The following is a 26,371-nucleotide window of genomic DNA, read 5'->3' as shown; positions in this document are numbered from 1 at the left end:
CGCCCAGGCGGGCATCTCAGTTCGCGCTGGTGCCGGAACACCTATGGAGCCGGCGAACAGGCGTGCTACTGCGCGAACTGGGTTTCGTGCAGCTCGCTATAGCGTCCGCCGAAGGCCAGCAGCTCGCTGTGGGTTCCGCGCTCGACGATGCGCCCGCCCTCCACGACCAGGATCTGGTCCGCCGAGCGGATGGTCGACAGGCGGTGGGCAATGATCAGCGCCGTGCGGTCTGCCAGCGCCTCGCCCAGCGCCGCCTGCACCGCCGCTTCATTCGACGAGTCCAGGGCCGCCGTCGCCTCATCCAGGATGACTACCTGGGGTGCTGCCAGCAGCAGACGGGCAATGGTCATGCGCTGGCGTTCGCCACCGGAAAGCCGGTAGCCCCGCTCGCCCACCACGGTATCCAGGCCATCGGGCAAGGAAGCGATCACCGGCTTCAGCCGGGCACGCTCCAGCGCCTCCCAGATCTGCTCTTCGGTCGCTTCGGGCCGGGCCAGCGTCAGGTTGGAGCGGATGCTCTCGTGGAAGAGGTGCCCGTCCTGGGTCACCATGGACACCGTCGAACGCAGCGAATCGAGCTCAAGCTGGCGGATATCCTCGCCGGCCAGTTCAACACTGCCCGAATCCACGTCGTACAGGCGCGCCAGCAGCGAGGCGATGGTGGACTTGCCCGCACCCGAGGAGCCCACCAGCGCGTAGGTTTGGCCCGCGGGGATCTCGAAGTCGATATCGTGCAGGACCTCTTCGCCGCCGCGGGTGTCCAGGATGGCTACTTCTTCCAGCGAAGCCAGCGAGACCTTGTCGGCGCTCGGGTAGGAGAAGCTCACGTGGTTGAATCTCACCGGCACCGCCCCGGCCTCGAGGCGGCGGGCGTTCGGGGCATCGGCAATCAGCGGCTCCAAGTCCAGCACCTCGAAGACCCGGTCGAAGCTGACCAGCGCGCTGGTGATTTCCACGCGCGCGTTGGCCAGTGCGGTCAGCGGCGTGTAGAGGCGGGTGAGCAGCATGCCCAGGACCACCACGTCGCCGGCGGCCAGATCGCCACGTACCGCGTACATGCCGCCCAGACCGTAGACCAGGGCGAGTGCCAGGGCCGCAACCAGGGTCAGTGCGGCGACGAAGTAGAACTGGCGCATGGCCATCTTGACGCCGATATCCCGCACCTTGCCGGCACGCAGCGCGAACTGCTCGGACTCGTCCTTGGGACGGCCGAAAAGCTTGATCAAGGTGGCGCCGGGGGCGGAGAAGCGCTCGGTCATCTGGTTGCCCATGGTCGCGTTCAGGTCCGCGGATTCACGACGCAACAGGGCCACGGACCTGCCGAAATGGCGGGCGGGCAAGAGGAAAATCGGCAGCAGCACCAGAGCGATCAGCGTGACCTGCCACGAGGTGGTGAACATGACCGCAGCGGTGAGCACCAGCGCCACGGTATTGGAGACCAGCCCGGAAAGGGTTCCGGCGAAGGCGGATTGCGCGCCGATGACATCGTTGTTCAAGCGGCTGACCAGCGCACCGGTCCTGGTGCGCGAGAAGAATGCCACCGGCATCTTCTGCACATGGTCGAAGACTGCGGTGCGCAGGTCATAGATGATGCCCTCGCCCAAGCGCGAGGAGAACCAGCGGACCACGACGGACACCACCGCATCCAGGATCGCGATCACCGCCATGACCAGAGCCAAGTTGATGATCGTCCGCACCCCGGATTGCGCGACGACTTCGTCGACCACCCGTCCGGCGAGCACCGGGGTGATCACGGCCAGGACGGCGGCGAAGATGGAGAAGACGACGAAGACCAGCAGCCGGGACTTGTAGCTGGCTGCGAACTTCAGCACTCGCTTAGGCGTGGTTGGAGCGTAGGCCTTGCCCTTGTCTCCTGACAGCTTCCATAGCGAATGCCAGGCGGCGCTTTCCATGCTCATAAGTGAGTGCTCTCAATCCTGCTGGGAGTAATCGGTGGGTTCCACCTGTGTCCATGATCCCAGTAAGCCATCCGCGACTTCCAGGTAGGGTCAGCTTACGGCGGTCAGCCCGGGCGACACAGCCCGATTGCCCGACGCGCAATAACCGGGATCCCTGCATCAAGAACAGCGGTACCCCCGGGTTCATTCCTCGCCGGCCCCGCGCGGCACAGCACGAGCCCCCGATGGCGCGTGACACGCCCAACGCTGCCGCCATCGGCACAGCGGTACTCGGAGCCAGATAAATGCCTATCAAACACGGATTAATTCCATAATCCAGAAGGAATTCATTCCGCATAACGAAATTATCTTTTTTCATTGCGGAATATTGTGACGTGCCCTACAGTTGACACCATCCAAGCCACGGGCACATACCTCGGAGCGAGTCCATCCTCAGGAGCAGCCATGAAAATCAAATCCGCAGACGACTTCCGGGTCGCTGAGCCAACCACCAAGAAACCTTTCTACACTTCCCTGTTCTTCCAGCTTGGCGTCGCAATCGTCGCCGGCGTCTTGATCGGCCACTTCCTGCCGAAGGTCGGATCCGAGTTGCGCCCGCTGGGCGACGGATTCATCATGCTGATCAAGATGATCATCGCCCCGCTGATCTTCCTGGTGATTGTCACCGGCATTGCGGCGGTGGGCGATGTCAAGGCAGTGGGACGCGTTGGCGTCAAGGCATTGGTCTACTTCACCTGCGCCACACTCTTCGCCCTGGTCTTCGGCCTGATCATTGCCAACCTCTTCCAGCCAGGCGCCGGGTTGAACATCGACCCGTCATCCCTCGACGCCGGGGCCATCGAAGAGAAATCCGGAGAGGCCAAGGGGGCCGCCGACTTCATCCTGGGAATCATCCCGGTCAGCGTCATCGGCGCCTTCGCGGATAATAACTTGCTGCAGGTGCTGTTCTTCTCGGTCTTCTTCGGCGCAGCCATCGTGGTGGTCGGCCAGGAACGCTGCGCACCGCTGCTCGCGGTGTTCGAGAACGTCCTGGAGCTGATCTTCAAGGTCATGAGCTGGGTCATGCGGGTCGCACCCCTGGGTGCCTTCGGCGCCATGGGCTTCATCATCGGCCAATACGGCATCGAGACACTGGGCACCTATGCGAAATTGATTCTCGCCTGCTACGCCGCGGCCCTGCTGTTCATCGGCATCCTCTTCCTGATCGCCTGGGGATTTGCCCGGGTTCCGCTGTGGCAATTCATCAAGTACACCCGCGAGGAATTCCTGCTGGCCCTGGGCACCGCATCAACCGAGTCGGTGATGCCTCGCATCATGACCAAGCTGACCAACGCCGGATGCTCCCGCGCCACCACCGGCTTGGTGGTCCCGACCGGATATTCCTTCAACCTCGACGGTGCGGCCATCTACTTGTCCATCTCACTGCTGTTCCTGGCCCAGGCGTTCGGCCACAATCTCAGCTTTGGGCAGCAGCTTGCCGCCCTGGGTATCCTGCTGCTGACTTCCAAGGGCATGGCCGGCGTCCCTGGATCCTCGTTCTTGGCCCTATCGGCGACGGCAGCCGCCCTGGGCATTTTCCCGGTGGCCGGCGTGGCCCTGTTGCTGGGCGCGGACCGCATCATGGATTCGATGCGCGTTGCCGTGAACCTGCTGGGCAACTGCGTGGCCACCTTCGTGGTCGCCAAATGGGAAGGGCAGTTCGACCGCGAGGCAATGAAGCGCGCCTTCGCCGGGGAAATCACCAATGAGGACTCGGCCCGCATGCTCGGACGCGATGAGGAATGGGAAGCCATGGAGGCCGAACGCGTAGCCAACGGCGGCCAGCCTTCACCGAAGTTCGGCGGTGGCCCCACCCCGGAGGCCCTGCTCAAGTTCGATATGAGCCCGGCAACCGAAGCCGAAGCAGCTGCGGCCACGCAAAAAAGCTACCCCGATGAGGAACGCGCAGAAGCGCGCAGCTGAGTCAGGCGGTTGCCGCACGGACAACTGCGGGGACCTTGAGAGCTAATCGGCCGGGGTGCACTGGAGCTTTCCAGTGCACCCCGGCCGATGGCCGTTCCACCTGCTGGCAGGGAAACTCGTCTCCAGGCAGGCCTTGCTAGATGGCGCTCCAGCCGGTATCCGAAGCCAGGACCACGCCGTTGATGTTGGTGCTGTCCTCGCTGAGCAGGAAGGTGATCGAGGCGGCGAGCTGGCTTGCGGTAGCCATGCCCGGAATGATGCCCATCAGCGGAGGGATCACCTGCTGGGCGAATTCGGAGGCCATTGGAGCCTCGATATTGGTCTGCACCGCACCCGGTGCCACTGCGTTGAAACGCAGCCCCTTCTTGCCATACATGACAGCCGAGTTCTTGGTCATGCCGATGACCGCGTGCTTCGAGGCGGTGTATGCGATGCCGGCGGCCGAGCCGCGCAGGCCAGCTTCCGAAGCGACATTGACCACGTTGCCCTGGCCGGCCTCGAGCATCAGCGGGACCACCGAACGGGTCAGCTTCAGAACGGAATTGACGTTCACATTCATGACCCGTTCCCAGGTCGAGTCCTCGATCTCGTGGATCGGCTCGAACTTGTCCATAATGCCGGCGACGTTGGCCAGCGCATCGATCCGCCCTTCGCCAGCTGCCACTACCTGGTCCACTACCGCTTGGTCGGTGATGTCGCCGGCCACGACGGCAAAGTCCAGATCCGGGTTCTCGGCAACAAGCTCATCGAGCCGTTCGCGGCTGATGTCCGCGGCGATCACCTTGCCGCCTTCCTTGGCCACGCGCAGCGCGGTGGCCTTGCCGATGCCCGAACCGGCGCCAGTGACCACCACTGTCTTGCCGGCAAAACGTTCTGCGGTGACCTTTTCCTGCCATGCGTTTTCCATGCCCATAACCGTTCCTTCTGGTTGCCGATGAATTGGTAGTTTCATATTATGACACACTGTGTCTTAACTCAATGGGCCATAATTGGGATATGCCTGACACCCAAGATTCCGTTGCCACGCACCTGCCTGGGCGCCCGCAGTCCATTGATCCCGACTCCGTGGCCCGCACCGCCCTGGCGCTCTTTGCCAAGCATGGCTATGGCGAAGTTTCGATGGCGCAAATTGCCGAAGAAGCGAGAATCGGACGCAAGAGCCTCTATCGCTATTTCGCTTCCAAGGCTGATTTGGTGTGGGGCGGCCTGCTGGAAGCTTCGGCCATTTCAGACGGCGCCTTCGCCTCGGCGAAGCAGGAGGGCCACGACCTGGTGGGTGCCATGCACGCTGCTGCGGTGGCAGCTTTCGATTCGCTGCCGGACCCGGAGGTCACGCGAGGACGCTTGCGGCTTATCGCGGACCAGCCCGAGCTCCTGGCCCAGGCGTCGATGCGGATGGGCAAGGACAACGAGCGGGTGCTGCGGCATTTCTCGGAAGGCGGGGTCAGCGCGCAGGCGGCGCCCTATCTGGCGCTGGCATTCGGCACGGTGACTTTTGCAGCATGGATCAGCTGGGCGCAATCTGCTGACCCCAGCCCGGAACCGTACTTGGCCGAGGCGATCAAGGTGCTTCGCTTGCCGTAGCCTGTAGCGGTTGCTAGCGCTTCTCCGCCCAGTTGTCATCGATCATGGCGGCGAAGTCGAAGGCTTCGTCGAGGATCTCGCGAAGTGTACTGCCCGCCGTCCCAACCCAACGGGTCAGTGCATGGTCGTAAAGGGCCAGACCCAGCAACGCGGCGGTTTCAGCCAGCCGCTGGTTCGCGCAGAACGGCGACAGCGCCTGGGCCAGCGCTACCTGCTGCTCTCGCCGGGATTCCTGCCAGCTGGCCCGGAGCGCAGGGGTGCTCCTGACCAGCTCAATGCGGCCCTGCATCGCCACCGGATCCTGCTCAGCGAATACTACTGCCGATTCAAAGCTGCGGCGCAAAAGCTCCAGCAAGCTCTCGCCCGGATGCGAAGACATGGAGCTAGCCATGTCGGAGAAGTGCGCGGTCATGGAACGCAACGCAGTAACTACCGCGTCCTCTTTTGACGAGAAGTACCGGAAGAACGTGGCACGGGATATTCCGATTGCCTGGGCTGCCTGCTGGGCGGTGACGTTCTCCATGCCGCGTTCGGCGAACACGGCATAAACCTGTTCCGCCAACTCGACTTTCATCTTTTCGCGCACTCGATCGCGAACCACGCTTCCCATGGCAAGAATTTTACTCTGAGATTCAAGGGCAGAAGTGAGACACAGTCTCTTTATGCTGGTCATTGCCACTTTAGCTACGGTGTGTCGTTTCGGTCGCAGTTCACGGAACTCAATAAATCACGGAACATGATGACCGCTGAATCCTGCTTCGCTAGGCTCAAGAAGAGAGAAACTGACTACTCGAAGGACCACCATGGCACAGCAGATCGCAAACAGCATCGACCTCGGCCAGGGGTTGGAAGCCACCTCGCAGGGTTTTGGTTGCATGTCCCTGAGCGGGCCCTACGGATCGGCCGACGATGCCGAATCCCTGCGCGCCTTGAACCATGTTCTTGATCGCGGCGTCACGTTTCTGGATACCGCCAACATCTACGGCGAAGGGCACAACGAAACCCTGCTCTCGCAGGTGCTCAAAACCCGTCGCGGCGAAGTCACCCTGGCAACCAAGGCGGGCATCGTGCGTCCGAAGAATCCGGGAGACCCACGCGCTAATGGCGACCCGGACTTCATCAAGAAATGCATGGATGCGAGCCTGCAGCGGCTGGGCGTAGACCACGTTGACCTGTACTACTACCACCGGGTGGATTCCCGGGTGCCAATCGAGGAGACTGTCGGAGCCTACAAGGAGCTAGTCGAAGCAGGGAAGGCCCGGCACATCGGCTTGTCCGAAGTGACTTCCGAGGAGCTGCGCCGAGCCCACAAGGTGCATCCAATTTCCGCGATCCAGATGGAGTACTCGATTTTCAGCCGGGACATCGAAAGATGGCTCTTGCCAGCCGCCAGTGAACTCGGCGTGGGCCTGGTGACCTACGCGTCGCTGGGTCGCGGGTACTTCACCGGGGAAGTTGATTCCCTGCAGCAGCTTGAAGCCAACGACATCCGCCATAACTTCCCGCGCTTCGAAGCGGCCCGCATGCAGCACAACCATCCATTGCGGCAAGTCATCGCGGAGGTGGCCCAGCGCGAAGGTGTTTCAACCGCCCAGGTGTCACTGGCGTGGGTTTATGAAAAAGCACGCGCATTCAATGTGGCCGTCTCCCCGATTCCGGGGACCCGCTTCAGCGCGCACTTCGAGGATAATCTGGTGGCGCTGGATGTCCGCTTGTCCCTGGAATCAATGTCGCAGCTGGATGCCTTGGCTGCCCGGGTGGACGGTGAGCGCCAAAAGGACGTGATGTCGGTGTCCAAGGGCCGTGAAGAGGTGCAGATGGCCCGGATGTAGCTTCGCTGATCGCTACTGCGTAGAGTCGTGAAGGTAGCGCATAGCCAGCAGCTGGCAGCAGGAAAGGACTATCCCATGAGAATCGCTTTGGCGCAGGTTCTGAGCACCGCTGATCCGCAGCGCAATCTGGTAACAGTGCGCGATCATGCGCGCCGGGCAAAGGAAGCCGGCGCCACGCTGGTGGTCTTCCCCGAGGCCATGCAGGTTTCCTTCGGCCACGATCTCGCCAAGTACGCGCAACCCCTGGATGGGCCCTGGGCTACACTGATCCGCCAGCAGGCGCGGGATATAGGCATCACCATTGCCGTGGGCATGTTCACCCCTGGGGAAGGCGGCCGGGTACGCAACACCTTGCTGGTCGCCGGTGAAGGCCTAGATACCCACTATGACAAGATCCACCTCTACGATGCCTTCGGCTATGCCGAGTCGGACTCGGTGACGCCCGGAACTTCTCCGGTGCAGTTCGAGCACGAGGGAACGACGATCGGCTTGGCCACCTGCTACGACTTGCGGTTCCCGCGCTTGTTCACCCGCCATGCGAAGGCTGGTGCAGCGGTCAACATCGTCAGCGCTTCGTGGGGCCAGGGCGAGGGCAAGGCCGAGCAGTGGACCACCCTTGCGCAGGCCCGCGCCTTGGACGCGACGACGTTCGTGGTGGCAGTGGACCAGGCTGATCCTGAAAGCATTGGACGCAAGATCACCGGTACCGCGCCTTTGGGCGTCGGGCACTCGGTGGTGGTTGATCCGCTAGGACGCATTATTGCCCGGGCCGGTGCGGAACCCGAGCTGCTGGTAGTCGATCTGGATCTCAGCCAGGTCGAGGCCGCTCGCAAGCAGCTGCCGGTGCTGGCCAACGCGGTCGACCTGTAGCCAAGCGGTTGGCTCAGCCGTTGAGGCTTGCCAGCCAGCTCATCGCTGGCGCCGGCGGCGAGGATGGGATCCCGGATAGCACTGCGCGCTTCCAGCAGGACCCTTGAGGGGATGTGCTCGCCCAATCCGAGTTTCCGCCCGTGCGCTTTTCGATGCCAGGGATATCCCGCTGGATCTAGTCGCGAATTCAGCGAAAGCGCGGCAGAAGCGTAGCGGTGTTGCGGTCGCCGGATGAATCGCCAGCACTACTCGCAGCCCGCCTGCCGGCCTGCCCATCGTGGCCCGAACGCCGCCCTTGGCGGTGACGAGGATGCACACTGATTCACCGAGGATGCCCTGGGGCCGCATACCGCTATCCCCCGGATGCTAATGAACGGTGAACGGGTTTTTCACAGCAGCGGTACTATTCGGCAAGATCCAGCATCGGTGCTTTGCGCTTGAATCCGCCAGTCACGTAGGCGAGATACACCAGGCCCAGCCCGATCCAGGCCAAACCGATCACCAGCGAGAGACCGCTGAGGCTTGTCCATAGCCAAATTGTCAGGGCCAGGCCAATCAACGGCAGCACCAAGTAGTTGATCGTAGCCCCCATTCCGCGCTGGCGGTGGGCCAAGAAGAAGTACTTGATTACGGCGAGGTTCACTGCAGAGAAGGCGACAAGGGCGCCGAAGCTGATCATCGCGGAGACGATTTCCAGGCTCGCGAACAGGGCGGTCAGCGAAATCAGTGAAACGATGATGATTACGAACGTCGGGGTCTTGAAACGGGGGTGCAGGTACCCGAAGACCCGTCGGGGAAGCACGCCGTCGCGTCCCATGCTGTAGAGGATTCGCGACACCGATGCCTGCGAGACAAGCGCCGATCCCATTGCGCCGCAGATGAATCCAGCGGTGAAGAAGATAGAGAGGAATTGGCCGCCCGCTGTGAAGACCACATCAATGGAGGCCGAATCCGCGTTCGCGAATTCATGGCTCGGGTAAACCAGATGCGAGACGTAGGCCAGGGCCACGAATAGGAAGCCGCAGATCAAAGTCGTCAGCAAGATGGCGCGCGGCAAATCGCGCTTCGGATTGCGGGCTTCCTCGGCGAATGTCGTGATCGAGTCGAAGCCGAGGAAGGAGAGGCAGAGGATCGCAGCGCCCGCGGCCAGTGGAGCGAATCCGCCCGCCTCCCCGGAACCGCGCAATGGGGCAAAGAGGTCAACGGTGGCCTGCCCGCGGAGGTAGGCAATGGAGAAGCCGACGAACAGGATGATGAACAGGAACTGGAAGCCGATAATCACGATGTTCGTTCTGGCCACAGAGACAATGCCGATGACATTAAGGACTGTCACCAGCACCATCCCAGCCAACATGAAGGCCCAGGGCGGAATCACCGGGAAGAACTCGTTGAGGTAGATCCCCAAGAGCAGATAGTTGATCATGGGCAGGAAGAGGTAATCAAGCAGGAGCGCCCAGCCGGCCATGAAACCGATATTCGACCCGAAGGAGCGCTGGGTGTAAACGTAGGCAGATCCGCCTACCGGGAAAGCCTGCGACATCAAGCCGTACGATCGTGCCGTGAAAAGCATCGCGACCAAGGTGATCGCGTAGGCTACCGGAAGCCGGCCACCGGTAATTTCGGTGACAATGCCGTAGGTGCTGAAGATGGTCAGCGGCACCATGTACACCATGCCGAAAAGCACCAGGTTAGGCAGTCCGAGCACCCTGTTCATCTGCGCGGGCGCTTCCACTGCGCTTCGCACGCCTTGCTGTACCTGCTTCATCGCGGCTCCTTCTGTGCAATTGCCCCGTCGCCACTCCATGACGAGTCAGACGTTCCAGGGCGTCCGTACTCACTGCCCCAAATAATGAATATCGTTCACTTAATGTAGTGACATGGCTCACTGATAACAAGGGGGACCTACCCTCAAGGCGCTGTTTCCGGCAGGTAAACCGGGTCGAATATTGGCCGCGGAACCCACACGGGCAAGGCGGATCACCTGCATGACTTGGAGCTTGTTGATGAAGGCAAGCGGTGGGGGCCTCCCGCTTCAGGAGGGCCGGCGGATCAAAATAAATTTATATTATTAATTTCGGGGAAACATCCGTCTGCAGAAATCAGCACGTCGCTAGGACTGGGAGACTTCCCGCTCGACCGCGGAAATGATCGCCCGGAGCCCGAACTCAAATGATTGGTAGCTGACGCTGGTGCGAGCCTGCCGCGCATAGGCCTCTCCCAATTCCATCACTTCGCCGTGGCTGCTGCGCACAGTTCCCAGGTCGTCTGCAGGCACGGTGGCAACATGAGCCCCCGGGGCGACGATATCCAAGGCAGCCCCGACAATCAGCGACTCGATCGCCACCATGACCATGAGAATGCGAGGCACGGCCACACCGGCCCGGCGCAGGATACGCCCCATTTCCTCATAGATGACACCGGATTCCGATTCCTCGGAAATGGGCGTGGCGACAATCAGTTCCACTGCCGCGGGAACGCGGAGCAGCGCTTCGCGAAAGAGCACTGCGAAATGGAACAGCGCTTCGGTCCACGGCAAATCGGCCAGCATGTTCCGCTCAATGGATCTCACCATGTCGCGGCGCATCAGGTTCACCAGGTGCTGGCGGTTGTCCACGTGGTTGTAGAGCGCAGGCGTGCGCACGCCCAGGGAGCGCGCCAGGCGCCCCATGGAGAACTCCTCCGGACCGATTTCTTCGAGCAGGGCAAAGGCCGCATCGACAATGCCCTGCTGGGTCAGGATCGGCGTGGCCGGCCGGCCGGCGACTCTTTGCGACATGCGAACCATCCTCGTTGTGGGTTAATCCGCTTCCATCCAACCATGGACAGCTGACTCAGCTCCGTTTAGACTCAAAAATAATTAATGCCATTAATTTGAGGAGTCGAACGATGACCGGTCCGCAGACGGTGCTTTATGCAAGGACCATCTACACGCTGGCCCAAGAACACCCTGCCAGCGCTTTGGGGATCACCGATGGCCGCATCTCGCATGTGGGCACCAAGGAGCAGGCCCAAGGGTGGATCGCAGACGGAACCGCGGTCATCGACTACGGCGAAGCCGCGATTACCCCGGGGCTCGTCGATGCGCACATTCATCCGGTCTTCGGGCAGTCAGTGGCCCGAGGCGTCTTCCTCGGCGACGCCAGGACACTCGATGAGGCCAAACGGCTCATCGCAGGGCATGCGCAGGCCGGTGCGCCCGGCGATGTGGTACTCGGCCATGGCCTGAACGTGGCGATCTTCGGCACCGCGGAGCCCAGCGGGCAGTTCCTCGACGAAGCCGCCCCGGGGCGGCCCAGCTACGCCACCTGCTTCGATGCGCATTCAGCCGTGGCCTCTTCGGCCATGCTCCAGCTAGCAGACATCGACGGCAGTGAGAGTTTCGCCGACGGCTCCAGCGTCGTAGTGGACTCCGATGGCCGACCCACCGGCTTCCTCCGGGAATTCGAGGCCATGGCACTAGCCGAAAAGGTCCTGCCGGTGCTGGGCATCGACGACAAGGTGGAAGCAGTCTACCGGCTGCTGCGGGACATGGCGGCCAGCGGGCTGACCGGCGGGGAAATGCTGGATCTGGCCGATCCTGATTCATTGGAGATTTTCCGGCGCCTGGAGCTGCGCGGCGAATTGCCGATCAAGCTGCGCATCGCCCCGTGGATCATGGCCAGCGATCCGGCAGAAACCCTCGACCAGGTCATCACGCTGCAGGGAGAACGCGGACGCCGCTGGCAGGTGCGCGGCGCCAAGCTGATGATCGACGGGACGGTGGACAACGGCACCGCCTGGCTCTACGAGCCGGACATCGAAGGCGAATCCACAGAATCCCTCTACCGGGATCCAAGCCGCTATGTGGCCAATCTGCGCGCCCTTGCGCAGGCCGGCGTGACAACCACGACCCATGCCATCGGCGACCAGGGCATCGGCTTCGTCATTTCCGCCATTGCATCGCTGCCCGACAATGGGCTGCGCCACCGGATCGAGCATCTGGAAGAACTCAACGACGAGGATTTCTCCCGGCTTAAGGCTTCCGGGGCCACCATCAGCATGCAGCCCACGCATTGCACACATTTCGTCCGCGCCGACGGATCGGATGCCTGGTCCCGGCGGCTGGGCCAGCATCGCGCCAGCTTCGCCTACCGCCTGCGTGATGTCAAGGATGCCGGCATGGTGCTGGCGCTGGGCTCCGACTGGCCCATCGCTCCTTTCGACCCGCGGCTGATCATGGCAGACGCGCAGACCCGCAGGCGCACCGAAGTGCCCGGCAGCGACAGCGTGCAGCCACGCCATCGCCTGTCGGCTCGCGAAGCTCTGGAAGGCTACACCGTGAACGTCTACGAAAGCACCGGGGCCACTGGCGGCCGCTTGGAAGCCGGGATGCCTGCGGACCTGACGATCTTCGCTGCAGATCCGCTGGCCGCAGCCCCCGAGGAGCTTTGCACCATGGAGGTGCTGGGCACCTATGTCGATGGCAAGCTGGTGGATTTGGGAGCCGGTCTTGGGGCGGCCGACGCGGAGCCGGCGAGCGCGCGACGGTAGTGGGCAAGCGCCTGCTGCCACGCTGCTGGGATAGCTCTTCCACTCGGACAAATGTCCACATAGGGTAGAAGTAGCCATCTGACTTTACCTGCCATCGGAGCCTTCAGTGCCAATAGCCTTACCCGAATCCACGCTGCCCCATCCCTCCTCGGCTCCTGCGCTGAATTGGGGCATCCTCGGGCCGGGGTGGATCGCCTCGCAGTTTGCCGCATCACTGAACGACTTGACCGCCAGCCGGCTCGCAGCAGTCGGCTCGCGCACCTTGGCCCGCTCCGAGCAGTTCGCACGCACCTACGGAGACGCCGGAACCCGGGCCTTCGGCTCCTATGCCGAGGTGCTCGGGGACCCTGGGGTGGATGTCGTCTACATCGCCGTCCCGCACAGCGGCCACGCGGAACTTGCGCTCGAGGCGATCGCCGCGGGCAAGCATGTCCTGGTGGAGAAGCCAATGAGCCTGGACGCCGGGCAAACATCCCGGATCATCGAGGCGGCCAAGGCCGCCGGAGTTTTCGCCATGGAAGCCATGTGGTCACGATTCCTGCCCATCGGCAATGTGGTTTCACAGGTCGTCAAGTCCGGAATCCTGGGGCAGATCATCACCGTCCAGGCTGATTTCGGCGCCAAGTTCGAGGTCGACTACGACTCGCGCATCTACGACCCGGCGCTCGGCGGCGGGGCCCTGCTGGATGTCGGCGTCTACCCTATTGCCTTCAGCGCCATGGTCTCCCCTGCCAAGCAGCTCCTGCACGCTTCGGGACGCATGGCCAAAACCGGGGTTGACGCTACCTTCACCGCGGTGCTTTCCAATGAAGACGGTTCCACGGCAATGGTCTTCAGCAGCATCGAAACCGATTCGCCGCAGGGCGCATGGATTGCCGGCACGCAGGGCACCTTGGAACTCCAGCGCCCGATTTGCTGCGGTTCCGGGCTGGTGCTGCGCAGTGCCGACGGCAAGATCGCCGACAGCCGCGAGTTCACGGAAACCTCGCCTACTGCCGGTTTGGGCTGGGAAGCGGCCCACGTGGCCCAGTGCATTGCCCTGGGCCTGGCCGAATCCCCGGTCATGCCGCTGGCTGAATCGCTGGCGATTGCGCAGACCATGGACCAGATCGCGGCCACGCTGCGCACCAGCTAGTTTCCCAGGCCGCTGCGCTTCAGCTTGGCGCAATCAGCCGCGCTGGGCCGAAGCCTTCCAGGCGCTGTGGACCATCTGCTGCAGGCTATGGCGCATCTGCCAATCAAGGTCGCGGGCGGCCAGCTTCCCGTCGGCGACAATGCGCGCCGGGTCGCCCGGGCGGCGCGCTTCTTCCACCGCGGTGAAACCGATGCCGGTGGCCTTCGCTACCGCATCCATGATCTGGCGCACCGAGACGCCATCGCCGGAGCCCAAATTGTAGACCGGCTCCAATACCTCGCCGGCTTCCAGTTTCCTGGCCGCCTCCACGTGCGCCAGCGCCAGGTCGGCGACGTGCACGTAGTCGCGCACGCAGGTGCCGTCCTCGGTGTCGTAGTCGGTGCCGAAGATCTTCGGCGTCTTTCCGGCATTCAGCGCCTGGAACACCAGCGGGAACAGGTTGTGCGGGCTGGCATCGTAGAGTTCTTCGCTGCCCGAGCCGACCACGTTGAAGTAGCGCAGCGAGGTGTGCTTCAGCCCGGTAGCCACCGCCTGGTCGCGGATCAGCCATTCCCCCACGAGCTTGCTCTGTCCGTACGGGGATTCGGGGAAGGTGCCGGTGGATTCGGTCACCACATCTTCGTCCGGGGTGCCGTAGACGGCTGCCGAGGAGGAGAAGACCATGTTGTGCACGCGGGAGGACGCCATGGCTTCGAGCAGGTGCGCGGTGCCGGTGACATTCTGCTCGAAGGCCAGCAGCGGGTGCTTCACCGATTCGCCGGCATACTTGTAGCCGGCCAAGTGGATGACCCCGGTGACCTCGTGGCGCTTCATGATTTCCACGAGCTTTTCGGTCTGCAGGATGTTCAGCTGGTAGAACGGCACCTGTTCGGGAACGAAGCCGTGCACCCCGCTGGACATCGAGTCCACGACGACCGGCTCAAGGCCTGCCGCGGACAGCGAACGCACCACGTGGGATCCGATATATCCGGCTCCGCCGGTCACTAGCCAACTCATGCCCGGCCTGCTCCTTCGTCTGCAATTACGGTGAAAATGGCCGGCTCGACATAGCCGGCCTGGTCAAAGGCTTCGCGGACGGCCTGGCTGACCGGTTCGATCTGCTCGCGCTTGACCAAGGCAATGGCGCTGCCGCCAAAACCGCCACCGGTCATCCGGGCTCCGATCGCCCCGGCCGCCATGGCCGCTTCCACGGCGGCGTCCAGTTCCTCGCTGGAAATCTCGTAGTCGTCGCGCATGGATTCGTGCGACTGGCAAAGCAGCTTGCCCACCGCGGGCAGGTCGCCTTCGCGCAGCGCGAGGACAGTATCCAGGACGCGGCGGTTCTCGGTCACGATGTGCTTGGCGCGGCGCTTGGCTACCGGGTCCCCAATGGCCTCCAGCTCTTCGATGCTGTGCACCTCGCGCAGCGATGCTACCTCCAGCACCGCGGCGGCCTGCTCGCAGCTGGTGCGACGGGCGGCGTAGCCGCCATCCACGTGCGAATGCTCTACGCGGGTGTCCATGACCAGGACCACCGCGTCATGCTGCGCCAGTGGCAGCGGCACGGATTGGGATTCCATGGATCGGCAATCCAGGAACAGCGCATGCTGGGCATGGGACATCAGCGAGGCGCTCTGGTCCATGATCCCGGTCGGAGCACCCACGAATTCGTTCTCGGCACGCTGCGTCAGCTGGGCCATCTGCACCTTGGACAGGCCCAGGCCGTAGAGATCGTCCAGCGCCACGATGGTCGCCACTTCCAGGGCATGCGAAGAGGACAAGCCCGAGCCCACCGGGACATCGGAGTCCACCATCAGCTCCAGCCCGCCAATGTGCACGCCATCGAGCTGGCTCAGCGCCCACAGCACGGCGGCCGGGTAGGCGGCCCAGCCGGGCACCGCGCGGGGCACCAGCTCATCGAGGGTAATGGAGGTGACCGGCGGTTCGTCGCCCGCCCCGTAGGTGGAGGCGAAATCCAGCACCTGGCTGCCCGGCTCCAGCTGCGACTTGCGGCGCACGGCCACCAGCGCGTTCTTGTCGATGGCGAAGGGCAGCACATAGCCCATGTTGTAGTCGGTGTGCTCGCCGATCAGGTTCACCCGTCCCGGGGCCCGCCAGATGCCTTCCGGGTGGTGGCCGTAGGCCTTGGTGAACTTCTCGCGCAGGGCGTTGACGCGCGCCGCGGTTTCCTTCGTTCCGCTGCGGCTCATGGCATGACCTCGCGCAGCCGTGCAGCAGTCTGCTCGGCCGGGACGTCGTTGATGAAAGCGCCCATGGCAGCTTCCGATCCGGCCAGGAACTTCAATTTGTCAGCGGCCCGGCGCGGGCTGGTCAGCTGCAGGTGCAGCCGTGAGGCCTTGCGGGCCACGGGCTCCAGCGGAGCCTGGTGCCAGGCGGCGATGTACGGGGTGGGCGTCGGGTACAGCGCGTCGAATCCGCGCAGCAGGTCCCGGTACATCACGGCCAGCTCGGCTTTTTCGTCCGCATTGAGCGCGGCGAAGTCCGGCACGTGGCGGTGCGGCACCAGGTGCGCTTCCAGCGGCCAGCGGGCCGCGTAGGGCACGAACACGGAGAAGTGCTCGCCCTCGGCGACCATGCGCGTGCCCTCCTTGCGCTCGAAGTCCAGGATGTCGCCCATCAGGGTGCGCCCGGTCTTCTCCAGGTGCGCGATGCCCTGGCCGGCCATCTTGGCGGCGGTTGGCGCCAGGTACGGGTAGGCGTAGATCTGCCCATGCGGGTGGTGCAGGGTCACGCCGATATCCTGGCCGCGGTTCTCGAAGACGAACACCTGCGCAATGCCCTCCATGGCGGACAGGGCGGCGGTGCGCTGCGCCCAGGCCTCGATGACGGTGCGCGCCCGGGCATCATCCAGCGATGCGAAGGAACCGGTGTGCTCGGGGGTGAACACCACGACCTCGCAGCGCCCGTAGGCCGGGGCCGGCTGCTGCACCGGTGCGGCCGCTGGAATCCGGCCCAGTGCCGGGCCCAGGGACGGGAAGCGGTTCTCGAAAACCACCACGTTGAAGTCCTCGGCAGGGATTTCGCTCTGCCGCCCGTGGACGCTGGGGCACAGCGGGCATTCTTCCTTGGGCGGGAGGTAGGTGCGCGACTGGCGGTGGGCCGCTACGGCCACCCAGTCCCCGGTCAGCCGGTCGTAGCGCAGTTCGCCAGGCTCCCCGCGCGGATCCAGCGGCCGGGTGTCGGCCACCGGTTCGGGCACGGCGGCATTGGCGTCGGCGAAGAAGATCGCCTCGCGGCCATCGGCCAGGTGATGGACCCGGTGGGTCGGTTCATGTGCTGCGGAGCCCTGCGGCATTGCAATCTCTCCAGTTGACTCGTGGTGGTTCCAAAGGTGGGTGGCGCCTGGGGTGCTAGCGCGGCTGGACCGGGCCGATCAGCCAGCTGGCTTCGTGGCTGGCGCCCGGTGCCAGGGCGATGACGTCCTGGCCGGAGTTGTAGCCGCCCGGCGGGCAGGTCATCGGCTCGATGGCCAGGCCGGTGCGGTCCAGGGCCGGATCATCGCGGTCGGCGGTGTGTATCTGGACCCACGGGCAGGCTTCGTCCCAGGTGATGTGCGATCCGACGCCCCCGGCGTCGGTGATCTCCGCGCGGAAAGAACCGTCCGCGCGGGCAGCCAGGCCAGTGTAGGCATGGTCGATGAAGAGATCCCCGATGGGCTTCGGGGTGCGGAAATCCAGCTCGGTGCCGGCGGCCTGAACCGTGTCGCGCGGCAGCAGGCGCGGGCCTTCGGTCAGCTGCACCTTGCCAGCTGGCAGGGTGAAGGTCCATTCATCCGCCTTCTTGCCCGGGGCGACCAGGTAGGCGTGCGAACCCCAGCCGAAGGGCGCGGTGCCCGTCCCGAGGTTGGTGGCGGCAGCGACGGTGCGCAGCCCGCCGGCCTCCAGCCGGTAGCCGATCACCAGCTGCACCTCGTACGGATAGCCGGCGCTCGGGGCGATGACGGTGCGCAGCTGGGCGAAGTCGGCACGGTGCTCGATGATCTCGAAGCCGGTATCGATCACCAGGCCGTGCAGGGCATGGCCGCGCTCCGGCTCGGTGACCGGCAGCTGCAGCTCTTGGCCTTCCCAGCTGTAGGCCCCGTCGATCACCCGGTTGGGCCACGGGGCCAGGATGGCGCCGGCGAAAACCGGGCGCGGCCCGTGCGGGTCGAAAGCGCGCACCAGCGGGCGGGAGCCGTACTGGAGGGAAACCAGGGTGGCGCCCACCGTGGCCACTTGCGCGGTGAAGCCATGGGCTTGCAGCGTCAGCACCGTTCCATTGGCGGTGTCCTTCAGGGGCAGTGCGAGGCGGTCCATGTCTTCATCCTTCTTGCTGGGCCATCGAAAACGTCGGGCACGCATGGGCCCTCCCGCAATCGCGTGCGGGAGGGCCCATGGCACCAGCGGCAGGCTAGTTGCCGGCGCCCGCGCGGCGCTTGTTGTAGATGTCGAAGGCGACTGCCAGAAGCAGCACAACGCCCTTGACGATCTGCTGGGTGGAGGCGCCCACGCCCATCAGCTGCATGCCGTTGGAGAGCACCGCCATCACCAGGCCGCCGACGATCGCGCCGGTCACCCGGCCCACGCCGCCGGTGGTCGAAGCGCCGCCGATGAAGCAGGCCGCAATGGCGTCCAGCTCGAACATGTTGCCGGCACCCGGCTGGGCGCCGTTGGAACGCGAGGAGAAGACCACGCCGGCCACGCCCGAAAGCAGGCCCATGTTGATGAAGATCCACATGTTGATCTTCTTCACGTTCACGCCCGAAAGCTTCGCGGCGGACAGGTTGCCGCCGATGGCGTAGACGTGGCGGCCGAAAACGGTCTTGGTGGTCAGCACGTGGTAGCCCAGGATCAGGGCAGCCAGGATGATCAGCACGATCGGCATGCCGCGGCTGGTGGCGATCTGCCAGAAGAACCAGAGGATGATGATGCCCGAGATGATGTTCTTGGCCAGGAACATGGCCATGGATTCAACGCTCTGGCCGTACTTGGCGCGTCCAGCGCGGTTGCGCCACTGCGAAACGAACAGTCCGGCCACGGCGATCACGCCGATGATCACGGTGAACAGGTCGAATCCGTTGCCGCCCAGCAGCCCGTTGAGGAAGCCGCCGGCGATCTGGCCGTATTCGCCGGGGAACGGCGAGAGCGACACATTGCTCAGCACTTCGTAGGTCAGGCCGCGGAAGAGCAGCATGCCGGCCAGGGTCACGATGAACGCGGGAATGCCCACGTACGCCACCCAGAAGCCCTGCCACAGGCCGCACAGGGCGCCCACGGCGATGCCGGCGAGCATGCCGACCCACCAGGGCAGATCCCCCTTGATGACGATGACCGCGGAGACCGCACCGGTCAGCGCCACGAGGGAGCCGACCGACAGGTCGATGTGCCCGGCGACGATCACCAGGATCATGCCCAGGGCGAGGATCAGCACGTAGGAGTACTGCAAGATGATGTTGGTGATGTTGATCGGGCTGAGCAGCAGCCCGTTGGTCAGGATGGTGAACAGCACCACGATGAGCACGAAGGCAATGTAAATGCCCGAGGTGCGCAGGTTCTTGGTGAAGATATCCTTCAGCTCGCTTGTGATGGTCATCGGGTGCTTTCCTTCTCGATGGTCATGAGTTCCATGAGGCGTTCCTGGGTGGCTTCGCTGCTGGGCAGCTGGCCGGTCATTCGGCCGTAGGCCAGGGTGTAGATGCGGTCGCAGATGCCCAAGAGCTCTGGCAGTTCGGAGGAGATCACCAGCACGGCCTTGCCGGCAGCCGCCAGCTCGTTGATGATGGTGTAGATCTCGTATTTGGCGCCGACGTCGATGCCGCGGGTGGGCTCGTCGAGGATCAGCAGCTCGGGTGCGGTGTGCAGCCATTTGCCCAGCACGACCTTCTGCTGGTTGCCGCCCGAGAGGTTCCCGACCTTCGCCATCACGTTCGGGGTCTTGATGCGCATGGACTTGCGGTAGTGCTCGGCAATCTGGATCTCCTTGTTGCCGTCCACGAAGCCCTTGGAGGAGATCTTGTCCAGGCCGGCCGCGGTGGTGTTCACGCGGATGTCCTCGATCAGGTTCAGCCCGAACTTCTTGCGGTCCTCGGAAACGTAGGCGATGCCGGCCTTGATGGCCTTGCCCACGGTGGAGGTGTCCACCGGCTTGCCGTCCATCTTGACCGTGCCGGTGATGTTCCGGCCATAGCTGTGGCCGAAGATGCTCATCGCCAATTCGGTGCGCCCGGCGCCCATCAGTCCTGCAATGCCGACGATTTCGCCGGCGCGGACCTCCAGGTTGGCGCCTTCCACCACGGTGCGGTCCTGCTGGACCGGGTGCTGGACCGACCAGTCCTGGACCTCGAAGACCACGTCGCCGATCTGCGGTACGCGTTCCGGGTAGCGGGAGGACAGTTCGCGGCCCACCATGCCGCGGATGATGCGGTTCTGGTTGGACTCGGGATCGGCCATGTCCAGCGCCTCGATGGACTGGCCATCGCGGATGATCGTGGTGGTGTTGGCAATGTCCTCGATCTCGCCGAGCTTGTGCGAAATGATGATCGAGGTGATGCCCTGTTCGCGCAGTCCGCGCAGCAGGTTCAGCAGGTGCTCGGAGTCGTCGTCATTCAGCGCGGCGGTCGGTTCGTCAAGGATCAGCAGCTTGACGTTCTTGCTCAGCGCCTTGGCGATTTCCACCAGCTGCTGCTTGCCCACGCCCAGCTGGCCTACCGGGGTGACCGGCAGTTCGTCCAGGCCCACGCGGGCCAGCAGGTCTGCGGCGCGGTGGTTGGTCTCGTTCCAGTCGATGAAGCCGCCGCGCGCGGTTTCGTTGCCGAGGAAGATGTTCTCGGCCACCGACAGGTACGGCACCAGCGCCAGCTCCTGGTGGATGATCACGATGCCCTGGGCTTCGGAGTCCTTGATGTTCGAGGCCTTGAGCTCTTCGCCTTCGAAAATGATCTGGCCCTCGTAGCTGCCGTGCGGGTAGACCCCGGAGAGCACCTTCATGAGGGTGGATTTTCCGGCGCCGTTCTCTCCGCAGATAGCGTGGATCTCGCCCTTGCTAACCGAAAGGTTGACGCCGTCCAGCGCCTTGACTCCGGGAAAAGTCTTGGTGATGTCCTGCATGTGCAGGATCGTGGTGTCCATAGTGCAGACGTCCTTGGTGTGTGCTGTGAGCGGTGCATCCGGTGGGCGGGAGGGCGGCTTGCCCTCCCGCCCACCGGATTGCGGCCTGGGAGACTACTTGGTCTGGCCGGCCTTGACTTCCTCGGCCGTGTAGTACTCGGAGTCGACCAGCAGGGAGGTGATGTTGTCCTTGACGACGATGTCCGAATCCAGCAGGTAGGAAGGAACAACCTTCTTGCCGTTGTCGTAGGTTTCGGTGTCATTGGCTTCCGGCTCGCCGCCGCCTGCGTAGGACTTCACTGCCTCGACAGCCTGGGTAGCCAGCTTGCGGGTGTCCTTGAAGATGGTTGCGTACTGCACGCCATCGTCGATCAGCTTCACCGAAGCGATTTCTGCATCCTGGCCCGAGATGATCGGCAGGCCGGCCTCGATGGTCTTGCCGTAGCCGGCGTTGGACAGTGCGGTGATGATGCCGCGGGAGATGCCGTCGAATGGCGAGAGGATGCCGTCGATCTTGGTCTTGCCGCCCTGGTAGTGGGCGGTGATCAGGTCTTCCATGCGCGACTGGGCTTCTTCCTGGCTCCAGCGCAGGGTAGCTGCCTGCTCGATCTTGGTCTGCCCGGACTTGACCGTCAGGGTGCCGTCATCCAGGTAGGGCTTGAGGGTATCCATGGCGCCCTTCCAGAAGAAGTGCGCGTTGTTGTCGTCGATCGAACCGGCGAAGAGCTCGACGTTGAACTTGCCCTCCTTGCTGGTGCGCTTGCCTTCCTCATCGGCCAGGCCCATGCCGGTCAGCAGCGAGGTTGCCTGCTGGACGCCGACGTTGTAGTTGTCGAAGGTGACGTAGAAGTCGACGTTCTCGGTGCCGTTGATCAAGCGGTCGTAGGAGATGATCGGGATGTCCTGGTCCGCTGCGGCCTGCAGCTGGGTGGACAGCGCGGTGCCGTCGATGGAGGCGACTACCAGGATGTCGCTGCCCTTGGTGATCATCTGGTCGATCTGCTGCTGCTGGGTGGGGATGTCGTCATTCGCGAACTGCAGGTCGACTTCGAAGCCAGCGGCTTCCAGCTGGGACTTGACGGCTTCGCCGTCGGCAATCCAGCGCTCGGAAGTCTCGGTTGGCATTGCCACGCCCACCTGGATGTCCTCAGGTGCAGTCGACTCGCCTTCACCGGCTCCTGCTCCGCCGCCAGCGCCACCGCCGCTGCACGCTGCCAATGCGCCGACCAGTGCCAGCGATCCCATGGTCGCCGCGGCCTTGCGGGTCCAATTATTCCATGCCATCTTTTCCTCCTTGAAAGGTTGCCATATCTGCGAGTGAGACTGGACTCACACTATGTTAGCGCTAACACAGTGATTTCAGCCACCCTTTATGTAAATAAATTAAGATTCCTTACTCATTGGTAATGCACGCCCCGCCACGGGGCGCGCATTACCTGGGCAGGTGTCCTTCGAACCGCTAGAAACCCTGCGCCAAGCGGTAGTAGCTCTGGTTCACGCGAATCTGCTGCGCGAAGTTCCGGCGGGTGGTTTCCTCATCGATAACCAGCAGCTCGGTGCCTGCGATTTCGGCGAAGATCTCGAAAGCCTCGATCCCCGCGGCCGTGGACATCACCGTGTGGTGCGCACCGCCGGCAGCCAGCCAGGACTCGGCAGAAACATTGAAGTCCGGCCGCGGGCTCCACACCGCGCGCGCCACCGGCAGGTTCGGCAGGTCCGCCGGCGGGGTGACTACATCCACCACATTGGCAGTCAGGCGGAAGCGCTCGCGCATATCGGCCATGGACACGACCACCGCACCTTCGGCAACGTCCGCGTTGAAGACCATGCGCACCGGATCCTCGCGGCCGCCGATGCCCAGCGGGTGGATTTCAACCCGCGGCTTGGAGGTGGTCAGCGACGGGCAGACCTCGAGCATGTGGGCGCCGAGGATCAGCTCCTTGCCGGGAGTCAGGTCGTAGGTGTAGTCCTCCATCAGCGAGGCGCCGCCCGGCAGGCCCTCGCCCATGACCTTGGCGGCACGCACCAGTACCGCGGTCTTCCAGTCGCCTTCGGCGCCGAAGCCGTAGCCCTTGCCCATCAGGCGCTGCACAGCCAGGCCCGGCAGCTGCTTGAGCCCGCCCAGGTCCTCGAAGTTGGTCGTGAACGCCATGGCGCCGGCCTTGGCCAGGAACGCTTCCAGCGCAATTTCCTGGGATGCGGCATAGCGCAGCGACTCGTGGCGGGCACCGCCGGCGCGCAGTTCGGGCACGACGTCGTATTCGCGCTCGTACTGGGCGACCAGCGCGTCGATGTCGGCCTCGGCCACGGCCTGGACCGCTTCGACCAGGTCGTTGACGGCCCAGGTGTTCACCGAGACGCCGAAGCGGATCTCCGCCTCGGTCTTGTCCCCCTCGGTCACCGCGACGTTGCGCATGTTGTCGCCGAAGCGGACCAGGTTCAGGTTTTGCACGGCGTTGAAGCCGGCAGCGCCGCGGATCCAGGTGCCCACGCGGCGGGATACGGCAGGGTTGGAGACATGGCCGACCACGGTGGTGCGGGCCGCGCCCAGGCGGGTGGCCAGGTAGGCGTACTCGCGGTCGCCGTGGGCGGCCTGGTTCAGGTTCATGAAGTCGAAGTCGATCGAATCCCAGGGCAGTTCGACATTGGCCTGGGTGTGAAGGTGCAGCAGCGGCTTCTGCAGGGCCTTCAGGCCGTTGATCCACATCTTGGCCGGGCTGAAGGTGTGCATCCAGGTGATGACGCCCAGCACTTTGTCATCCGAGTTTGCTTCCAGCATTGCGCGGCGGATCGATTCGGAGTCCTTCAGGACCGGCTTCCACACGATCCTTGCCGGAACGTCGGCGGACGCATCCAGGGCCTGCGCGACCTCGGTGGACTGCTGCGCCACCTGGCGCAGCGTCTCTTCGCCGTACAGGTCCTGGCTGCCGGTGAAGAACCAGATTTCTTGGGTGTTATATGCCTTGGCCATGATGTCCTTACTGTCCGTAGACGTTCTGGTAGCGCTCGTAGAGCGAGTCGATATGCTTCTGGTCGATCGCGACCGGGTTGCCTAGCTGGCGCGAGATGTGCACGGTTCGCGCCACTTCCTCGCACATCACTGCGGCTTTGACTGCGGCCTTGGCGTCCTTTCCGATAGTGAAAGGACCGTGGTTGCGCATCAGCACGGCCGGGCTGCGGGACTCGCTCAGCGTGGACACGATGCCGCGGCCAATCGAATCATCGCCAATGATGGCGAAGGGGCCTACCGGGATCGGGCCGCCGAATTCGTCGGCCATCATGGTCAGCACGCAGGGAATTTCCTCGCCGCGCGCCGCCCATGCGGTGGCGTAGGTGGAGTGGGTATGCACCACGCCGCCCACCTGCGGCATGTGCTCGTAGGTGTAGGCATGGGCCGCGGTGTCCGAGGACGGGGCGCGGGTGCCATCGAGCAGCTTGCCGTCCAAGGTGCAGACCACCATGGACTGCGCGGTCAGCTCGTCGTAGGCGACGCCCGATGGCTTGATCACGAACAGGTCCGCGGAGCCGTCGGCGATTTCCGGGTGGCGCACGCGCTGCGACACGTTGCCGGCAGTCCAGACCACCAGCTCATAGCGCGGCAATTCGGCGTGCAGGTCGGCAACAATCTGGCGGACCGTGGCCACCTCGTCCTGCATTGACTGCGGGTAATCCGCCAGGATTCGTGGTTGATTCATCGGTTTCTCTTTTCGTCCGAAACTGTGTGCGATGCCTAGATGGCGGTAATGGCGGTGCGCTGAATGGCCAGGCCGGCTTCATAGGTTTCCAGGTAGGCCTCGAAGCCGGCACGGTCATCGGCCTGCGGCTCCGCGAGGCTCAAAGCGGCACCGGCGAAGACTTCGGAATCCAGGAATTCAGGCAGGGACTGCTGCAGGCCATCGAGGACTCGGCGCCGGTACGCTGCCAGGACGGCGATGCCCCATGCACCTCCGTGTCCGGCGCTGTCCCCGACAAGGACGGGAGTGTTGATCGCAGCGGCCAGCAGCCGTTGGGCCACCCCGGCGGTGCGGAAGATGCCGCCATGGGCAAACATCTGCTTGACCTCGACGCCTTCGGCGGCCAGCACGCGCAGTCCGAGGCTCAGCGTGGCGAACATGGCGTACACCTGAACACGCACGAAGTTGGGCAGGTTCAGCGTGGAGTCCGGGGTGCGCAGGATGGCCGGACGGCCTTCGGCAAGACCCGCTACCGGTTCGCCGGAAAGATTGTTGTAGGCCAGGAGCCCCGCACCATCGGCAGCACCCTGAAGGGCCGAACGCAGCAGGGTTTCGAAGACCGCGTTGTCGTCGGCGTCGCTGCCCAGCGCCCGGGCGAACTGCCCGAAGACCTGGGCCCAGGCGGCAAATTCGCTGGCGCCGTTATTGCAGTGGACCATGGCTACCGGATGCCCATCGGGCGTGGTGACCACGTCGATTTCGTGGTGCACTTCCTTGAACGGCGCGTCGAGGACCACCGTCGCGAAAATGGAGGTTCCGGCGGAGATGTTGCCGGTGCGCTGGGCTACCGAATTGGTGGCCACCATGCCGGTTCCGGCGTCTCCTTCCGGTGGGCACAGCGGGCTGCCAGGCTGGAGCTGGCCGGTGGGGTCCAGGAGCAAGACCCCGGCTTCGCTAAGCGTGCCAGCATCTGCACCGGCGGGCAGTGCCGCGGGCAGCATTGAGGAAAGCCCTGCGGTCGCGCCATGCCGGGCAGCCACCGCGTCAAAGGCGGAAAGCATCCGTGCATCGTAGCTGCCGGTGGCTGAATCGATGGGGAACATTCCCGCGGCATCGCCCACGCCAAGCACAAAATTTCCGGTGAGAAGCTCATGCACGAATCCGGCCAGCGTGTTCAGGCGGGAAACTTTCGACACGTGCTCTTCGCCGTTGAGCAGCGCTTGGAAGTAGTGCGCTACGGACCAGCGCTGCGGGATATTGAAGTCCAGTTCCTCGCTGAGCATCGCCGCCGCTTTTGCCGTGGAGGTGTTGCGCCAGGTGCGGAAGGGAACCAGCAGTTCCCGGTCGACGTCGAAGGCGAGGTAGCCATGCATCATCGCGGAGATTCCAACGGCTCCTAGCTGCGTTGGGCGTACTCCGTGGCGCTCTTGGGCATCTTCCAGCACCTGGGCCATAGAGTCCTGCAGGCCGGCGACGATGGCTTCGCGGGAGTAGGTCCAATTCCTGTTTTCGTACTGGTTCTCCCAGGCGTGGCTGCCGCTGGCAAGCTGCTGGTGGCCGGGGCCGATCAGGCTGGCTTTGATATTCGTTGAACCGAACTCGATGCCCAGCACGGCTTCGCCGTTGCTGATGATCTCGCGGGCGGTTGGCCCGTTGAGCTGTGTTGCCATGAAATCTCCGTTCGCACAGCTCGGTGAGCAGCGCCATAGCCATCGTTTCCTGCTCCACTCGCGAAAAATGCGCTGGCAGAACAAAACCTCGATCCAATGTTAGCGCTAAC

The 26,371-nt window shown here is 63.8% G+C and carries 21 protein-coding genes; 6 read left to right on the top strand and 15 right to left on the bottom strand.

Annotated features, from left to right (window positions below; translation table 11 throughout):
- Positions 1-65: 65 nt before the first annotated feature.
- A complete protein-coding gene (locus tag ACFVHU_RS13415) occupies positions 66-1,919 on the bottom strand; it encodes an ABC transporter ATP-binding protein (protein WP_388024777.1) in 1,854 nt (617 codons plus the stop codon).
- A 444-nt stretch (positions 1,920-2,363) separates the two neighbouring features.
- Here ACFVHU_RS13415 and ACFVHU_RS13410 point away from each other — a divergent pair, with 444 nt between their 5' ends.
- Positions 2,364-3,881 (top strand): cation:dicarboxylate symporter family transporter, encoded by a 1,518-nt coding sequence (locus ACFVHU_RS13410; protein WP_388024776.1) that lies wholly within the window; start codon positions 2,364-2,366, stop codon positions 3,879-3,881.
- 136 nt (positions 3,882-4,017) lie between these two features.
- Here the strand turns inward: ACFVHU_RS13410 and ACFVHU_RS13405 are convergent, their stop codons facing one another.
- On the bottom strand, positions 4,018-4,794 hold the full coding sequence (locus tag ACFVHU_RS13405; RefSeq protein ID WP_388024774.1) for an SDR family NAD(P)-dependent oxidoreductase: 777 nt from the start codon (positions 4,792-4,794) through the stop codon (positions 4,018-4,020).
- 83 nt (positions 4,795-4,877) lie between these two features.
- Between ACFVHU_RS13405 and ACFVHU_RS13400 the strand changes: the two genes are divergently transcribed.
- On the top strand, positions 4,878-5,465 hold the full coding sequence (locus ACFVHU_RS13400) for a TetR family transcriptional regulator (RefSeq protein ID WP_388024772.1): 588 nt from the start codon (positions 4,878-4,880) through the stop codon (positions 5,463-5,465).
- A gap of 13 nt (positions 5,466-5,478) precedes the next feature.
- On the opposite strand, the gene ACFVHU_RS13395 is transcribed toward ACFVHU_RS13400, so the two are convergent.
- Positions 5,479-6,075 carry a TetR family transcriptional regulator gene (locus ACFVHU_RS13395; RefSeq protein ID WP_181148784.1) on the bottom strand — a complete coding sequence of 199 codons (597 nt, stop codon included), beginning with the start codon at positions 6,073-6,075 and terminating at the stop codon, positions 5,479-5,481.
- A 193-nt stretch (positions 6,076-6,268) separates the two neighbouring features.
- Here ACFVHU_RS13395 and ACFVHU_RS13390 point away from each other — a divergent pair, with 193 nt between their 5' ends.
- Together ACFVHU_RS13390 and ACFVHU_RS13385 are read left to right on the top strand one after the other, a co-directional pair.
- Positions 6,269-7,297, top strand: a complete 1,029-nt coding sequence (locus ACFVHU_RS13390; RefSeq protein WP_388024771.1) for an aldo/keto reductase — start codon at positions 6,269-6,271, stop codon at positions 7,295-7,297.
- A gap of 75 nt (positions 7,298-7,372) precedes the next feature.
- A complete protein-coding gene (locus ACFVHU_RS13385; protein WP_388024770.1) occupies positions 7,373-8,167 on the top strand; it encodes a carbon-nitrogen hydrolase family protein in 795 nt (264 codons plus the stop codon).
- A 403-nt stretch (positions 8,168-8,570) separates the two neighbouring features.
- On the opposite strand, the gene ACFVHU_RS13380 is transcribed toward ACFVHU_RS13385, so the two are convergent.
- Together ACFVHU_RS13380 and ACFVHU_RS13375 are read right to left on the bottom strand one after the other, a co-directional pair.
- Positions 8,571-9,932: an APC family permease gene (locus ACFVHU_RS13380; protein ID WP_388024768.1), complete on the bottom strand. Its 1,362-nt coding sequence runs from the start codon at positions 9,930-9,932 to the stop codon at positions 8,571-8,573.
- Between the two features lie 345 nt (positions 9,933-10,277).
- The gene (locus tag ACFVHU_RS13375) at positions 10,278-10,943 is read right to left on the bottom strand and encodes a TetR family transcriptional regulator (RefSeq protein ID WP_388024766.1); all 666 of its coding nucleotides are present in this window, start codon (positions 10,941-10,943) and stop codon (positions 10,278-10,280) included.
- A gap of 110 nt (positions 10,944-11,053) precedes the next feature.
- On the opposite strand from ACFVHU_RS13375, the gene ACFVHU_RS13370 reads away from it, so the two are divergent.
- A complete protein-coding gene (locus ACFVHU_RS13370; RefSeq protein WP_388024765.1) occupies positions 11,054-12,697 on the top strand; it encodes an amidohydrolase in 1,644 nt (547 codons plus the stop codon).
- Positions 12,698-12,803: 106 nt separating this feature from the next.
- Entirely contained in the window at positions 12,804-13,832 is a 1,029-nt protein-coding gene (locus tag ACFVHU_RS13365; protein WP_388024763.1) for a Gfo/Idh/MocA family protein, read from the top strand.
- 33 nt (positions 13,833-13,865) lie between these two features.
- Here the strand turns inward: ACFVHU_RS13365 and galE are convergent, their stop codons facing one another.
- From galE to ACFVHU_RS13315, 10 genes are all read right to left on the bottom strand, one after another.
- Positions 13,866-14,828, bottom strand: a complete 963-nt coding sequence (galE, locus tag ACFVHU_RS13360; protein WP_105656519.1) for a UDP-glucose 4-epimerase GalE — start codon at positions 14,826-14,828, stop codon at positions 13,866-13,868.
- Entirely contained in the window at positions 14,825-16,021 is a 1,197-nt protein-coding gene (gene galK / locus ACFVHU_RS13355; protein ID WP_133833862.1) for a galactokinase, read from the bottom strand. Before galK ends, galE begins: the two co-directional genes overlap by 4 nt.
- Positions 16,018-17,127 (bottom strand): galactose-1-phosphate uridylyltransferase, encoded by a 1,110-nt coding sequence (gene galT / locus ACFVHU_RS13350; protein WP_105656521.1) that lies wholly within the window; start codon positions 17,125-17,127, stop codon positions 16,018-16,020. The genes galK and galT overlap by 4 nt, the downstream gene beginning before the upstream one ends.
- 55 nt (positions 17,128-17,182) lie before the next feature.
- Positions 17,183-18,127 (bottom strand): aldose 1-epimerase family protein, encoded by a 945-nt coding sequence (locus ACFVHU_RS13345; RefSeq protein WP_105662253.1) that lies wholly within the window; start codon positions 18,125-18,127, stop codon positions 17,183-17,185.
- Positions 18,128-18,221: 94 nt separating this feature from the next.
- Positions 18,222-19,403 (bottom strand): multiple monosaccharide ABC transporter permease, encoded by a 1,182-nt coding sequence (mmsB, locus tag ACFVHU_RS13340; RefSeq protein WP_105656523.1) that lies wholly within the window; start codon positions 19,401-19,403, stop codon positions 18,222-18,224.
- Positions 19,400-20,938, bottom strand: coding sequence for a multiple monosaccharide ABC transporter ATP-binding protein (gene mmsA / locus ACFVHU_RS13335; protein ID WP_105656524.1), 1,539 nt, complete (start codon positions 20,936-20,938; stop codon positions 19,400-19,402). The genes mmsB and mmsA overlap by 4 nt, the downstream gene beginning before the upstream one ends.
- Before the next feature lie 93 nt (positions 20,939-21,031).
- On the bottom strand, positions 21,032-22,201 hold the full coding sequence (gene chvE, locus ACFVHU_RS13330; protein WP_332502731.1) for a multiple monosaccharide ABC transporter substrate-binding protein: 1,170 nt from the start codon (positions 22,199-22,201) through the stop codon (positions 21,032-21,034).
- 175 nt (positions 22,202-22,376) lie between these two features.
- Positions 22,377-23,888 (bottom strand): L-arabinose isomerase, encoded by a 1,512-nt coding sequence (gene araA, locus ACFVHU_RS13325; protein WP_388024759.1) that lies wholly within the window; start codon positions 23,886-23,888, stop codon positions 22,377-22,379.
- 7 nt (positions 23,889-23,895) lie between these two features.
- Positions 23,896-24,612, bottom strand: coding sequence for an L-ribulose-5-phosphate 4-epimerase (locus tag ACFVHU_RS13320; protein WP_105662251.1), 717 nt, complete (start codon positions 24,610-24,612; stop codon positions 23,896-23,898).
- Between the two features lie 35 nt (positions 24,613-24,647).
- A complete protein-coding gene (locus ACFVHU_RS13315; RefSeq protein WP_388024757.1) occupies positions 24,648-26,261 on the bottom strand; it encodes a xylulokinase in 1,614 nt (537 codons plus the stop codon).
- Positions 26,262-26,371 lie beyond the last annotated feature (110 nt).

This window comes from Glutamicibacter sp. NPDC127525 (genome assembly GCF_042672105.1).
Classification (GTDB): Bacteria; Actinomycetota; Actinomycetes; order Actinomycetales; family Micrococcaceae; genus Glutamicibacter.
This window is presented reverse-complemented; position numbering and strand designations above follow the sequence as displayed.